Source organism: Azoarcus sp. PA01 (assembly GCA_001274695.2).
Taxonomy (GTDB): domain Bacteria; phylum Pseudomonadota; class Gammaproteobacteria; order Burkholderiales; family Rhodocyclaceae; genus Aromatoleum.
This window is the reverse complement of sequence record LARU01000002.1, coordinates 1,430,854-1,443,971: the sequence shown is the minus strand read 5'-3', so window position 1 is coordinate 1,443,971 and position 13,118 is coordinate 1,430,854. Positions and strand designations below refer to the sequence as shown.

General features: G+C 67.5%; 11 protein-coding genes and 1 riboswitch. Of the genes, 4 read left to right on the top strand and 7 right to left on the bottom strand.

Going from position 1 to position 13,118, the window contains the following annotated elements; genetic code table 11:
* Positions 1-114: 114 nt before the first annotated feature.
* Both PA01_07660 and PA01_07655 read right to left on the bottom strand, forming a co-directional pair.
* On the bottom strand, positions 115-978 hold the full coding sequence (locus tag PA01_07660) for a paraslipin (GenBank protein KON81500.1): 864 nt from the start codon (positions 976-978) through the stop codon (positions 115-117).
* 12 nt (positions 979-990) lie between these two features.
* On the bottom strand, positions 991-1,434 hold the full coding sequence (locus PA01_07655; GenBank protein KON81499.1) for an NfeD family protein: 444 nt from the start codon (positions 1,432-1,434) through the stop codon (positions 991-993).
* A gap of 140 nt (positions 1,435-1,574) precedes the next feature.
* Positions 1,575-1,651: riboswitch (S-adenosyl-L-homocysteine riboswitch) on the top strand.
* Positions 1,652-1,739: 88 nt separating this feature from the next.
* On the opposite strand from PA01_07655, the gene metH reads away from it, so the two are divergent.
* Together metH and PA01_07645 are read left to right on the top strand one after the other, a co-directional pair.
* On the top strand, positions 1,740-5,513 hold the full coding sequence (gene metH / locus PA01_07650) for a methionine synthase (protein KON81498.1): 3,774 nt from the start codon (positions 1,740-1,742) through the stop codon (positions 5,511-5,513).
* A gap of 38 nt (positions 5,514-5,551) precedes the next feature.
* Entirely contained in the window at positions 5,552-6,571 is a 1,020-nt protein-coding gene (locus PA01_07645) for an asparaginase (protein ID KON81497.1), read from the top strand.
* Between the two features lie 113 nt (positions 6,572-6,684).
* Here PA01_07645 and PA01_07640 read toward each other — a convergent pair whose 3' ends face one another.
* On the bottom strand, positions 6,685-6,981 hold the full coding sequence (locus PA01_07640) for a PepSY domain-containing protein (GenBank protein KON81496.1): 297 nt from the start codon (positions 6,979-6,981) through the stop codon (positions 6,685-6,687).
* A 272-nt stretch (positions 6,982-7,253) separates the two neighbouring features.
* Here PA01_07640 and PA01_07635 point away from each other — a divergent pair, with 272 nt between their 5' ends.
* Both PA01_07635 and PA01_07630 read left to right on the top strand, forming a co-directional pair.
* Positions 7,254-7,526, top strand: a complete 273-nt coding sequence (locus PA01_07635; protein KON81495.1) for a PepSY domain-containing protein — start codon at positions 7,254-7,256, stop codon at positions 7,524-7,526.
* Between the two features lie 23 nt (positions 7,527-7,549).
* Complete coding sequence (locus PA01_07630) at positions 7,550-8,071, top strand: cytochrome b/b6 domain-containing protein (GenBank protein ID KON81494.1); 522 nt, start codon at positions 7,550-7,552, stop codon at positions 8,069-8,071.
* A gap of 145 nt (positions 8,072-8,216) precedes the next feature.
* On the opposite strand, the gene PA01_07625 is transcribed toward PA01_07630, so the two are convergent.
* From PA01_07625 to PA01_07610, 4 genes are all read right to left on the bottom strand, one after another.
* Complete coding sequence (locus tag PA01_07625; protein ID KON81493.1) at positions 8,217-9,158, bottom strand: ribose-phosphate pyrophosphokinase; 942 nt, start codon at positions 9,156-9,158, stop codon at positions 8,217-8,219.
* 90 nt (positions 9,159-9,248) lie between these two features.
* Positions 9,249-10,469 (bottom strand): DUF1343 domain-containing protein, encoded by a 1,221-nt coding sequence (locus PA01_07620; protein ID KON81492.1) that lies wholly within the window; start codon positions 10,467-10,469, stop codon positions 9,249-9,251.
* Positions 10,466-11,065, bottom strand: coding sequence for a DOMON-like domain-containing protein (locus PA01_07615; GenBank protein ID KON81491.1), 600 nt, complete (start codon positions 11,063-11,065; stop codon positions 10,466-10,468). The genes PA01_07620 and PA01_07615 overlap by 4 nt, the downstream gene beginning before the upstream one ends.
* Before the next feature lie 8 nt (positions 11,066-11,073).
* Positions 11,074-13,086 carry a TonB-dependent receptor gene (locus tag PA01_07610; protein ID KON81490.1) on the bottom strand — a complete coding sequence of 671 codons (2,013 nt, stop codon included), beginning with the start codon at positions 13,084-13,086 and terminating at the stop codon, positions 11,074-11,076.
* Positions 13,087-13,118 lie beyond the last annotated feature (32 nt).

Sequence of the window (13,118 nt, the reverse complement as noted above, 5' to 3'; positions counted from 1 at the left end):
CAGCGCCGATTTCGCGGCCAATTCGGCACTGCTGCGCGGCACTGCTGCGCGAGCCCATCCGGGCGGGCGCCGAGCTCGGGGCCCTTCTGCAGCACGACTTCGTTGTCCGCTGTGCTACACCGCGAGCTTGCCGCGCGCGAGCAGGCCGCGCACGGTTTCCTGCAAGTCAGCCGGCAGCACGACGAGTTTGGCGCTGTTGGTCGAGCCCATGCGCTCGATCGCGGCGATGTATTTCTCGCCGAGCATGTACATCATCGGCCCGGGCTGGTCGCCGATTGCGGCGGCGACGCGGCGGATCGCTTCGGCGGATGCTTCGGCAAGCATCACCTGCGCGTCGGCGTCGCGTTTCGCCGATTCGAGGCGCGCTTCGGCTTCGAGGATCGCGGCCTGCTTTGCGCCTTCGGCCTTGGTCACCGCGGCCTTTCTCTCGCGCTCGGCGGCAGCCTGCATTTCCATCGCGCGCTGCATCGACTCCGACGGCTTGATGTCCTGGATCTCGACCGACTTGACGGTGAGGCCCCAGTCGACGGCCTCGTCGGCGATGCTCTCTCGTAGCCGCGCCTTGATCTTGTCGCGCGACGACAGCGCGGCGTCGAGCTCCATTTCGCCGACTATCGAGCGCAGCGTCGTCATGATCAGGTTGCGGATCGCCTCGGCGAAGTCCGTGACGCCATACACCGCTTTGACCGGGTCGGTGACCTTGATGAAGGCGATCGCGTTCGTGACGATCACCGCGTTGTCGCGCGTGATGACCTCCTGCTCCTGCACATCGAGGATGATGTCCTTGGTGACGAGCTTGTAAGCCACTTTGTCGAGATAAGGGATGATGACGTTGAGGCCGGGTTTCAGCGTGCCGTGATACTTGCCGAGGCGCTCGACGATCCATTCCTCGCCCTGCGGCAAGATGCGCACGCCCTTCGCGAGCGTGACGACGACGAATATCAGGACTGCGACGACGACGATGAACCCTTCGCTCATGGAACCCCTTGCTCAGGCTTTGACGACTTTCAGGAAACTGCCTTCGACGGCGACGACGCGCACGCGCTCCCCGGCGGGAATCTCGCTTTCGCCGAGGCATACCCATTCCTCGGCGCCCAGCACCGGGCGCTGGAAGCGCACCCGGCCGCGCTGGAACGGCGCCACTGCCGCGACGAGCAGGCCGACTTCGCCGATGATCTCGCCCGCGGAGGTGCCGACGCGGGTCTTGTGAAAGCCCGGCTTGAACACGCGGAACCACAGCGCGACCATCGCGAGCGAGAGCGCGGTCCACAGCGCGAGCTGGGTCGTGAGCGTGAGCGCCGGCGCGGCGAGCACGACGAGCGCCATCACGAGGGCCGCGACGCCGAACCAGAGCACGAAGAAGGAAGGGATCGCCAGTTCGGCGAGAACCAGCACGATGCCTGCGACCGCCCACTGCCACCATTCGATGTTCATGGCGCCCTCCTTGGCGACGATTGTAACGGGATGTGGCGAGCATGTGCGCAGGCGTGGTCCGGATCGACGGCGCGGCCACCGGGAGGCATCTCCTCGTGAACCGCCTTGGCACGCTGCGGCAAATTCCCTAGAATCGCTCCCTTGCCGAGGAGCGCTGCGACCCGTGGGACTGATGTCCGGGCCAGGCTCGGCAACCGAACAACGGCGCTCGCAAACCATCCACCGGGGTTTGCCGCGCCGTTCGCTTTTGTGCGCTTGTTGCGGCTTCTGCCCGGTGCCTGAACCGCACGAGCGAGGTAGCCCCCATGCAAGCCGACCGCACCGCAGAACTCCGCACTCTCCTCGCCCAGCGCATCCTGATCCTCGACGGCGCGATGGGCACGATGATCCAGCAGCACAAGCTCGGCGAGCCGGATTACCGCGGCGAAAGGTTCCGCGATCACCCGAAGGACCTGAAAGGCAACAACGACCTGCTCGTGCTGACCCGGCCCGACGTCGTCGCCGGCATCCACCGCGCCTATCTCGACGCCGGCGCCGACATCATCGAGACGAACACTTTCAACGGCACGCGCGTGTCGCAGGCCGAATACGGCCTGGCCGACTGCGCGTACGAGATCAACGTCGCAGGCAGCCGCCTCGTGCGCGAGCTGTGCGACGAATACACCGCCCGCAACCCCGACAAGCCGCGCTTTTGCGCCGGCGTGCTCGGGCCGACGTCGCGCACGCTGTCGATTTCGCCCGACGTCAATGATCCGGGCTTTCGCAACATCAGTTTCGACGCGCTCGTCGGCGACTATTTTGAGTCGGCGCGCGCGCTGCTCGAAGGCGGCGCGGACCTGCTATTGATCGAGACCGTTTTCGACACGCTGAACGCGAAAGCCGCGGTGTTTGCGATCGAGAAGCTCTTTGCGGAGCTCGAAGCCGCCGGTGCGAATCGCGTGCCGGTGATGATCTCCGGCACGATCACCGACGCGTCGGGACGCACGCTGTCGGGCCAGACCGCCGAAGCGTTCTGGAACTCGCTCGCGCACGCGCGGCCGATCTCGTTCGGCCTGAACTGCGCGCTCGGCGCGAAGGAGCTGCGCCAGTACGTCGAGGAACTGGCGACCCTCTGCGACACGCACGTCTCGGCGCACCCGAACGCCGGCCTGCCGAATCCGCTGTCGCCGACCGGCTACGACGAGACGCCCGAAGCGCTCGCCGGCGCGATCCGCGAATGGGCGGCGTCGGGCCTCGTCAACATCGTCGGCGGCTGCTGCGGCACGACGCCGGCGCACATCAAGGCGATCGCCGACGCCGTTTCCGGTCTTGCGCCGCGCGCGGTGCCGGTGCTCGAGAAGAAGCTGCGCCTGTCGGGCCTCGAGCCGTTCAACGTCGGCGCCGACAGCCTGTTCGTGAACGTCGGCGAGCGCACCAACGTCACCGGTTCGAAAGCGTTCGCGCGGATGATTCTGGAGGGGCGCTTCGACGACGCGCTCGCGGTCGCGCGTCAGCAGGTCGACAACGGCGCCCAGGTCATCGACATCAACATGGACGAGGCGATGCTCGACTCGCTCGCGGCGATGGAGCGCTTCTGCAAGCTCATCGCGTCCGAGCCGGACATCTCGCGCGTGCCGATCATGCTCGACTCGTCGAAGTGGAGCGTCATCGAGGCGGGCTTGAAGTGCATCCAGGGCAAGGGCGTCGTCAACTCGATCTCGATGAAGGAAGGCGAAGCCGAGTTCCTGCGCCAGGCGCGGCTGTGCCGCCAGTACGGCGCCGCGGTCATCGTCATGGCGTTCGACGAGCAGGGCCAGGCCGACACGTTCGAGCGCAAGACCGGGATCTGCAAGCGCGCGTACGATCTGCTGACCGGGATCGGCTTTCCGCCCGAGGACATCATCTTCGACCCGAACATCTTCGCGATCGCGACCGGCATCGAGGAGCACGACAACTACGCGGTCGATTTCATCGAGGCGGTCGCGTGGATCAAGGCGAACCTGCCGTATGCGAAGACGTCCGGCGGCGTGTCGAACGTGTCTTTCAGCTTCCGCGGCAACGACGCGGTGCGCGAGGCGATCCACACGGTGTTCCTGTTCCACGCGATCCGTGCCGGCCTGTCGATGGGCATCGTCAACGCGGGCCAGTTGGGCGTCTATGACGATCTGGATCCGGTGCTGCGCGACAAGGTCGAGGACGTCGTGCTCAATCGCAAGCCCGGCGCCGGCGAGGCGCTCGTCGAGGCGGCGCAAAGCGTCAAGGAAGGCCGCGCGAAGAACGCCGGGCCGGACCTCGCGTGGCGCGCGCTGCCGGTCGAGGAGCGGCTGTCGCACGCGCTCGTCAAGGGCATCACCGACTTCGTCGTCGCCGACACCGAGGAAGTGCGCGCGAAGCTCGAAGCTGCAGGCAAGCCGCCGTTGTCGGTCATCGAAGGGCCATTGATGGCGGGGATGAACGTCGTCGGCGACCTTTTCGGCGCCGGCAAGATGTTCCTGCCGCAGGTCGTCAAGTCCGCGCGAGTCATGAAACAGGCGGTCGCGCACCTGATCCCGTACATCGAAGCCGAGAAGCTCAGGACCGGCGCGACGTCGAAAGGCCGTATCGTCGTCGCGACCGTCAAAGGCGACGTCCATGACATCGGCAAGAACATCGTCGGCGTCGTGCTCGGCTGCAACGGCTACGAAATCATCGACCTCGGCGTGATGGTGCCGGCCGAGAAGATCCTCAATGCCGCGCGCGAGCACGACGCGCAGGCGATCGGCCTGTCGGGCCTGATCACGCCGTCGCTCGAGGAGATGAGCCACGTCGCGGCCGAGATGCAGCGCCAGGGTTTCGCCAACGGCGCGGCGCTGCCGCTATTGATCGGGGGTGCGACGACGAGCCGCGCGCACACCGCGATCAAGATCGCGCCGCACTACACCGGCCCGGTCGTCTATGTGCCGGACGCGTCGCGCGCGGTCGGCGTCGTCACGGCGCTGCTGTCCGAAGGCGGCGCCGCGGACTTCAAGACGCAGCTCGCTGCCGACTACGACAGGATCCGCGCGCAGCACGCGAACAAGAAAGGGGTGCAGCTCGTCAGCCTCGAAGCGGCGCGCGCGAACGCGTTCCACACCGATTGGGCCGACGTCAAATTGGGGTCAGACTCGACTTCAGTATCGAAATCGAGTCTGACCCCAATTTACGCGGGCTACCGGCCGCCGAAGCCGAACACACTCGGCGTGCACGCGCTCGACGTGCCGCTCGCCGAGCTGGTCCCGTTCATCGACTGGGGCCCGTTCTTCCAGACCTGGGACCTCGCCGGCAGCTATCCGAAAATCCTCGACGACGAACTCGTCGGCGAAACGGCGCGTAATGTGTTCGCCGACGGCCGCGCGCTGCTCGAGCGCGTCATCGCGGAAAACTGGCTGCAGGCGCGCGCCGTGTTCGGCCTGTTCCCGGCAAACAGCCTCGGCGACGACATCGCGTTCTACGGCGACGAGACGCGCTCGGCGGCGCTGATGATGTGGCACGGCCTGCGTCAGCAGCACGAGCGCCCGGCCGGCAAGCCGCATTACTGCCTCGCCGATTTCGTCGCGCCGAAGGATTCGGGCGTCGCCGACTACGCCGGCGCGTTCGCGGTCACTGCCGGCATCGGCATCGACAAGCGGCTCGCCGACTTCCACGCCGTGCACGACGACTATCACGCAATCATGCTGAAAAGCCTCGCCGACCGGCTCGCCGAAGCCTGCGCCGAATGGCTGCACGCGCGCGTGCGCCGCGAGTTCTGGGGCTATGCTGCCGACGAGGCGCTCGACAACGACGCGCTGATCCGCGAGCAGTATCGTGGCATCCGGCCGGCGCCCGGCTACCCGGCGTGTCCCGACCACACTGTCAAGGCGGCGCTGTTCGAGCTGCTCGATGCGCCGAAGAACGCCGGCATGGCGCTGACCGAATCCTTCGCGATGAGCCCGGCGGCCTCCGTCAGCGGCTTCTATTTCGCGCACCCGGACGCGCGCTATTTCGCGATCGCGAAGATCGGCCGCGACCAGCTCGAGGACTGGGCGCAGCGCACCGGCATGACGGTCGACACCGCCGCGCGCTGGCTCGCGCCGCTGCTGTAAGCAGTCCTCGCACGCCGCAACGGCAAAGGACGTTCTCGATGAACGAAACGACACCGCTTCCGCGGCATGTGCCGCTCGTTATCGCGACCCGCGGCGGGGCGGTCGAGTCCGTGCATTACGGCTCGATCGCAGTCGCGAGCGCGACGGGCAGCCTCGTCTGCAGCGTCGGCGACGTCGATTTCCCGGTGTTCACGCGCTCGGCGCTGAAGCCGTTCCAGGCGCTCCCCTTCGTCGCCGACGGCGGCCCGGCCCGCTTCGGCTTCTCGCCGGAACAGGTCGCGCTGATGTGCGCGAGCCACTCCGGCGAGCCGCGCCACGTCGCGGCCGTCGCCGACATGCTCGCGCGGGTCGGCTGCAGCGAGCGCGACCTCCAATGCGGTTCGCATCCGCCGCTTTTTTACGCTGCGACCGGAATTCCCGTTCCGCCCGACCTGGCGGCGACGCCGCTGCATCACAACTGCTCCGGCAAGCACGCGGGTTTTCTCGCATGGTGCCGCCTGCGCGACGAGCCGTGCGAAACTTATCCCGACGCCGACCACCCGCTGCAACAAGCCATTCGGCGCGCGCTCGCCGGGCTTCTCGAGTGCGGCGAAAGCGATTTCGTCGCCGGCACGGACGGCTGCGGCGCGCCGAATTACGCGCTCCCGCTTGCGCGGCTCGCGTACGCCTACGCGCGGCTCGCTGCGCCCGCTGAAGACGCCGGCCCGGCCGCCGGCCTCGCCACCCTTTTCGATGCGATGACTGCGCACCCCACAATGGTGTCGGGGGTACGGCGCGGCGACCTGATTCTGATGCAGGCCGCCGCGGGAGACCGGGTCGCGAAGGGCGGCGCCGAAGGGGTGCAGGCGCTCGGCGTTGCCAGCCGCGGCCTCGGCATCGCGCTCAAGATCGCGGACGGCGCCCCGCGGGCGGTACGGGTCGCAACGTACGCGGTGCTCGAGCAGCTCAGCCTGCTGCCGCCCGATCCAAGCCCCCTGCAGCAATGGCGCGACGCCGAGATCCGCAATCACGCCGGCACCCTGACGGGCCGGCTCATGCCGGTCTTCCGGCTCGGTTGACGCGTATTTCGAGCTCTTTTTCGTTCAACGCAGGTGCGCCAAGGACTTTCGGGGCTACGCCGCCGACGAGGCGATCAGGTCAGGTGACGGACGACACCCGTACAGGGCCTGGCTCAAGAAGTCTTTGTTTTCGTTTTTGTTTTCGTCTTCGCCTCGACGACACTGCCGTCGACCGGGTTGTGGTAGATCTCGACTTTGTTGCCGTCCTTGTCCGTGCCGTATAGCTCGTAGCAATTCCCCTTCGTGACCTGGAAGCGCTCGAGCGTGTAGCCGGCGTCGACGAGCTTCCTGAGCATGGTCGTTTGCGGCATCCAGCTGCTTTCCGGCGTTTCGGTGCACGTCGGGCCGGCGAAAGCGGCAGTGCCAATCAGCACGCTGGAAGCGGCGACGATGAGATGACGAAGTTTCATGACCGTTCTCCTTTCATGCCGGGATGGCATGGAATCCATTCTGTGGAAACGCAGATGAATAAAAGCTGAACGAGCGACTCAGGCGCGGCCGGATCGGAGGTGGCCCACAACTCGCGGGCAAGTGCGATCCGTTCCATTCGGGATGGGCGCTGACATATACGGATACCAACACCGGGCTCGTTTCACCGGGGTCGTTAAGGTGGGGTTCAGGTTCGGCGCGACACAATGCGTTCCGTGCCGATCAGGCATGCCAACCAACCTGGAGAATCCCCATGAGAACCGTTAACGCCTTGCTTGCCGTCGCCGGCCTGACGCTGAGCGCCGTTGCCTTCGCCGGCCCGCAGTGCACCGACCAGCCGAAATCGGACTGGATGTCCGAGGAAGCGATGAAACAGAAGATCGCCGAACAGGGCTATACCGTCGACAAGTTCAAGACGACGGACGGCAACTGCTACGAAATCTACGGCAAGGACAAGGACGGCAAGAAAGTCGAGATCTACTTCAGCCCGATCGACGGCAGCGTCGTCAAAGAGAAGCGCGGGTAAGCGCGATCGCAGAGGGGGCCGCGATGTCCATCGAAAAGATCAGAGTCTGGGATGGCCCGGTGCGCATTTTTCACTGGGGCTTGGTCGCTGCGGTGGCCACCGCCTATCTCACGTCCGAGGACGCCGAGTCCCCTCACCAGTGGGCGGGATACTTCGCGCTCGCGTTGGTCGCGTTCCGCGTCGTGTGGGGATTCGTCGGCAGTGCGCACGCACGCTTTGCCGACTTCGTGCCACGGCCGGCGACATTGATCGACTATGTCGGTCGGCTCGCGCGCGGTCGCGAGCCGCGCCATCTGGGCCACAATCCGGCAGCCGCGGTGATGATCGTGTTTCTGATGGCGATGGTGGCCGCGACCGGCACTACCGGCTGGCTGATGACGACGGATTGGGGGTGGGGAAGTGAAATTCTCGAGGAGGTGCACGGCGCCGCCGTCAATCTCACGCTCGGCGCGATCGCGTTCCATGTCGCCGCGGCGATCTTCGAAAGCGTGCGCCACCGTGAAAACCTCATCCTGTCGATGCTGACCGGCTACAAGCGGCGGTAGCCGTGCGTGCGGAACCTGCGGGCGGGACGGAAGTGCCACGCGAAAGAACGCGGTCGCAGTTTTGGACGCCGATCAAGGTCGTGCCCCGAGAGCGGCGGTCGGTGCCGGGCAGGACGGCCGTCACCGCTCGCTCGCGGCGTTTCCGCTAACCGAACAGCGCGCCGACGCTCTCGCCGCTGTGGATGCGCTCGATCGCCGCGGCGAACAGCGGCGCGACAGTGAGCTGCGTGATCTTGTCGAGCCGCTTCCCGGGCGGCATGTGCACGGTGTCGGTGACGATGATCGATTCGATCGGCGCGTCGCGCAGCCGCTCGATCGCCGGCCCACACAGCACGCCGTGCGCTGCGCCAGCATGGATCGAGCGCGCTCCGGCCGCGCGCAGCGTCGCGATCGTCGCGAGCAGCGTGCCGCCGGTCGAGATCTCGTCCTCGAAGATCACCGCGTCGCGCCCGGCGACTTCGCCGACGACGCGGCCTTGCTTGACGTCGGTGTCGCTGACGCGGCGCTTGTCGATGATCGCCATCGGGATGCCGAGGCGCTCCGAGAAGCGCCCGACGCGCTTCGCACCGCCGGCGTCGGTCGCGACTGCGACCATCCGCGACAGATCGTGATTCTGGCGGAAATGCTCGGCGATCGTCGGGATCGCGGTGAGGTGGTCGACCGGCACGCTGAAGAAGCCGTGCACCTGGTCGGCGTGCAGATCCATCGTCAGCACGCGGTTCGCGCCGGCGGTCGCGAGCATGTCGGCGATGAGGCGCCCAGTGATCGAGATGCGCGGCGCGTCCTTCTTGTCCGAGCGCGCGTACGAGTAGTACGGGATCACCGCCGTGACGCGCCGCGCGGACGCGCTGCGCAGCGCGTCGAGCGTGATCAGCAGTTCCATGATGTGCTCGCTGACCGGCTCGGTGAACGGCTGCACGACGAAGACGTCGCGTTCGCGCACGTTGTCGAGGATCTGGACGCGCAGGTTGTCGTTCGAAAAGCGGGAGATCTCCAGCGGACTGCGCTGGAGCCCGAGCCGCTGGCAGATCTCGTCGGCGAGCGGCTGGTTCGCGTTGCAGGAAAAAATGCGCAGGGCGTCGTTCATGCCGGGTCTCGCGGGAAGCTGAGGGACGGATTGTATGCTTTCGCTGCGGGTCAACGGCAGCTTGCGCAGGCAGTTCGCGTGATCCAGGTCTCAGCGGTAGAGCAGGAATTCCTCGCGTGTTCCGCACCACGCTGCTTCGTCCGGCTGCGCCAGCGCGTCGAGGTCGCTCGGTGTCGCGACGGGGTCATCGACCCATTCGCGCAGCAGCTCGCTGCCGTTGATCAGGTCGATCGCGAGGCGGTCGTGCTCGTATTCGTACGCGAAGTCGCGCCACAGCGGGTAATCCGGCCGCAGCAGATGCAGCGCCTTGAACGCGAGCGCCTGCAGGCGCCACGGGCGGAACGCGCCGTGGTCGTAGTGCGCGGCGTCCTCGACGTGGATCTGAAGGCCGTTGCACAGCCGGCCGGCGTGCTTGTGGAACGTCGGCTCGAACCAGCACTCGCGCAGCACGCAGCCGGCGAGCCAGTCGGGCGCGAGCGCGCGCATCGCGGCGAGCAGCGCGCGGGCGTCGATGTCCGGCGCGCCGAACAGTTCGAGCGGGCGCGTCGTGCCGCGGCCTTCGGACAGCGTCGTGCCTTCGAGCATCACTGTTCCGGCATACGCGCGCGCCATCGACAGATTCGGTGCGTTCGGGCTCGGGTTGACCCAGCTGCGCTCGCCTGCCGGCCAGCCGTAGCCGGGCGCCGCGTCCAGTTGCCAGCCTTGCATCGCGACGACTTCGCAATCGACGTCGAGCCGCAGCGTCGCGATGAACCAGCGCGCGAGCTCGCCCATCGTCAGGCCGTGGCGCATTGGCAGCGGCCCGGCGCCGACGAAGCTTTCCCAGCCCGGTCGCAGCAGCAGGCCTTCGACCGGCCGGCCGGCGGGATTCGGGCGGTCGAGCACCCACACCGTCTTGCCGTGCTCGGCCGCGGCTTCGAGCACGTAGCGCAGCGTCGTGATGAACGTGTAGATGCGGCAGCCCAGATCCTGCAGGTCGACGAGCAGCACGTCGAAGCTGTCCATCATCGCGTCGGTCGGCCGGCGCACTTCGCCGTACAGGCTGAACACCGGGATGTGATGCATCGAGTCGATGAAATCGGGCGACTCGACCATGTTGTCCTGCTTGTCGCCGCGCAGCCCGTGCTGCGGCCCGAACGCGGCGGTCAGCTGCAGGTCCGGCAGCGCGGCGAGCGCGTCGAGCGAATGGACGAGGCTGCGCGTCACCGAAGCGGGATGCGCGAGCAGCGCGACCCGGCGTCCGGCGAGCGGGCGGCGCAGCGCCGGGGTGTCGAGCAGGCGGTCGAGGCCGAACTGGATCGAGGCGGTCATGAGGTCCTTTGACGGAGCCGGGGATCGGCGGTGGGGGCGGCCCCGATCGTGAGCGCGAAGCCGTCGCGAAGGTGGAAGTCGGGGGCCGGACCGGGGTGGCGCAGTGCCCAGTACGAGCACTTGCCGTCGATGTCTTCGACGACCGCCGTCAGCCCGAGTTGCAGGCCAGCAAAGCTGTCTGCGGGCAACGCGGCGGCGTGAACGCGGACGTCGAGATCGAGCCGGCGGCCCTGCGCGTCCATTGCGATGCGCGGCGCGACCGCCGTCGCGCGTGCAGCTTCGTCGTCGCGCTCACGGTAGGCGCGAAACGCATACGCTGCCCATTCGCCGGATGGTGAAAAATTGAACTCACGGTACGCCGCGGTGCCGGGCATGGCGACGAAACATTCGAAGCACGTGTGCGCCCACAGTCCGTCGGCGCGGGCGGCCGGGCGCGGCGCCGGAATGCGCAGCCGCGCCAGGTCGCCGTGCAGCCGGTAGCGCAGGCCGAGCGTGCCGTCGGACACGATGTCGACCCGGACTGCGAGAGCTTCGACCGCCGCGCACGGCGTGTGCGGATGGGAGCGCAGTGCAATCCAGTCGCCGGTGCCGGTCATCGCCAATATCAGTCGAGCGCGAGCGCGACCGAGAGATAGACCTGGCGTGTGGCTCGATTGACCACGTCCCCGTCGTGCAGCATCCGCTCGCCGCCGTTCGCGATCTCCGGGTGGCGCGGCCCGAGATTCAGCGCGGTGAGCGCGAATCGCAGCGGTTTTCCGCCGAGGCGCGTGTCGTAGCTCAGGTTCGCGTCGACGGTCGTATACGAGCGCGTGACGTGGCGAAAGCGCGGCACGTAGCCTTCGCTGCCGGCGAGCGGCCCCATGCGCAGCACGCTGATCATGCTTTTCCAGCCCGCGCCGTAATCCTGCCGCCAGCTCAGGCTCGCGGTGTAGGGTGCCGTGCGGGCTTCGAGCCTGCGGTTTCCGGCGTCGCGGTCGATCACGCTGTGCGCGACACGCAGTTCGGTTCCGCTGCGCGGGCGCGCGATGAGCTGGTATTCGACGCCGCGCAGCGTCACCGGCCGGCCGAGGTTCTCGTAGCGCGTCGAGCCGAGAAAGCCGGCGAGGAGCGGCGCCGGCAACGGATCGGGCTGCGGCACGCGCACGATGAAGTCGTCGATGCGCTCGTTGAAGAGGCGCACGTCGAGCATCGAGTTCCACGCCGCAAAGCGGCCCAAGTAGCCGAATTCGACGGTATCGACGCGGGCCTGGCGCAGATTCCGGTGCGGCAGGAACGGACGGGCGAGGAGTTCGCCGCTGGCCGGGTCGATGGCGCGGATGTCGCCCTGGCGTTCGAAAAGATTGTGCTGGCGCCACGCGCGCGAATAGCCGCCGCGCAGCGTGTCGGTATCGGTCGCCTGCCAGTTGGCGAACGCGCGCGGGCTGAAATGCGCCGGTGCGGTCGAATACTTTTCCTGGGCGCCGCCGAGGTTCAGCGTCAGTCGCGCGAGCGGGCGCCATTCGGCGTTGCCGAACACGCGGTGCAGGCGCTGCGGAGCGGGGTTGCCGGTGAAGAACAGGAACGGCGCGTCGACGTCGTCGCGCCGCGCGCCGACGCCCCACACCAGCTGCAGCGCCGGCGACGGCCTGCTGCGATGCTGCAGTTCGAGGTGGTTGCGCACGCTGTGCCGGTTGCGCTCGAGCGGTACGATCGGGTAGCCGGGCGCGCTCGCGATCCATTCGTCGCGCAGCCGTTCGTCGGTGCGGTAATAATTCAGCAGCCATTCCTCGCCGTCGTCCGCGCCGTGGCGCCCTTTCACGTGCAGCGTCGTGGTCAGGCTGCGCGCGTCACGCGGTCCGTTGTTGCCGAACACCGAATCCGTGTAGCCTTCGCCGCGCCGTCCGGCACTCGCGCCCGCGCGCAGCATCAGGCTGTCCTGCGACGACAGTTGCCAGTCGCCGCGTACCGTCGCGATATCCATGTGACGCGTGTCGTGCACTCCGTCAAAACCGTCGTCGCGCTGCGAAGCGGCGTTGATTCGCAGCGAAACCGGCGAATCTCCGTTGTTCGTCCAGCCCGCTTCGGCGTCACGCACGCCGCCGCTGCCCATCCGCAGCGCGCCGCCAGTGCCTGCGCCTTCGGCGCTGTGGCGCGTGATGATGTTGATGACGCCAAGAAACGCGTTGGCGCCGAAGCTCGCCGCGTTCGTGCCGCGCACGATCTCGATTCGATCGATCTCGTCGAGGGTCAGCGGCAGCGCGCTCCAGTCGACGCCGCCGAACGCGCTCGGCGTGATCACCGAGCGTCCGTCGATCAGCACCTGCATTTCGGTCGGGAAATCGTTCGACAGGCCATGATACGTGACCCACTGCGCGTGGCCGCGCTCCTGCCCGACCTGCATCCCGGGCACGAGCCGGAACACCCTGGCGAGGTCCCGGTAACCGGTCGCGGCGAGCAGTTCGCGGTCGATCACCGTGACCGCGCCGGGTGCTTCGTGCAGCGGCTGGGGCAGGCGCGAGGCGCTGAGCACGCGGGGCAGTTCTTCGAGATACGGCACTTCGCCGGCAGCCGCGCACGTCGCGATTGCGCAACTGGCGAACGGCACCGACAGGCATCGGGCGGTACGGGAAATCGTCATCGTGATCGGTGCAGAGGGCTGCGCAGCCGGCG

Coding starts and splice junctions, on each gene's coding strand:
- PA01_07660 (KON81500.1), bottom strand. CDS start 978: ATGAGCGAAGGGTTCATCGTCGTCGTCGCAGTCCTGATATTCGTCGTC.
- PA01_07655 (KON81499.1), bottom strand. CDS start 1,434: ATGAACATCGAATGGTGGCAGTGGGCGGTCGCAGGCATCGTGCTGGTT.
- metH (KON81498.1), top strand. CDS start 1,740: ATGCAAGCCGACCGCACCGCAGAACTCCGCACTCTCCTCGCCCAGCGC.
- PA01_07645 (KON81497.1), top strand. CDS start 5,552: ATGAACGAAACGACACCGCTTCCGCGGCATGTGCCGCTCGTTATCGCG.
- PA01_07640 (KON81496.1), bottom strand. CDS start 6,981: ATGAAACTTCGTCATCTCATCGTCGCCGCTTCCAGCGTGCTGATTGGC.
- PA01_07635 (KON81495.1), top strand. CDS start 7,254: ATGAGAACCGTTAACGCCTTGCTTGCCGTCGCCGGCCTGACGCTGAGC.
- PA01_07630 (KON81494.1), top strand. CDS start 7,550: ATGTCCATCGAAAAGATCAGAGTCTGGGATGGCCCGGTGCGCATTTTT.
- PA01_07625 (KON81493.1), bottom strand. CDS start 9,158: ATGAACGACGCCCTGCGCATTTTTTCCTGCAACGCGAACCAGCCGCTC.
- PA01_07620 (KON81492.1), bottom strand. CDS start 10,469: ATGACCGCCTCGATCCAGTTCGGCCTCGACCGCCTGCTCGACACCCCG.
- PA01_07615 (KON81491.1), bottom strand. CDS start 11,065: ATGACCGGCACCGGCGACTGGATTGCACTGCGCTCCCATCCGCACACG.
- PA01_07610 (KON81490.1), bottom strand. CDS start 13,086: ATGACGATTTCCCGTACCGCCCGATGCCTGTCGGTGCCGTTCGCCAGT.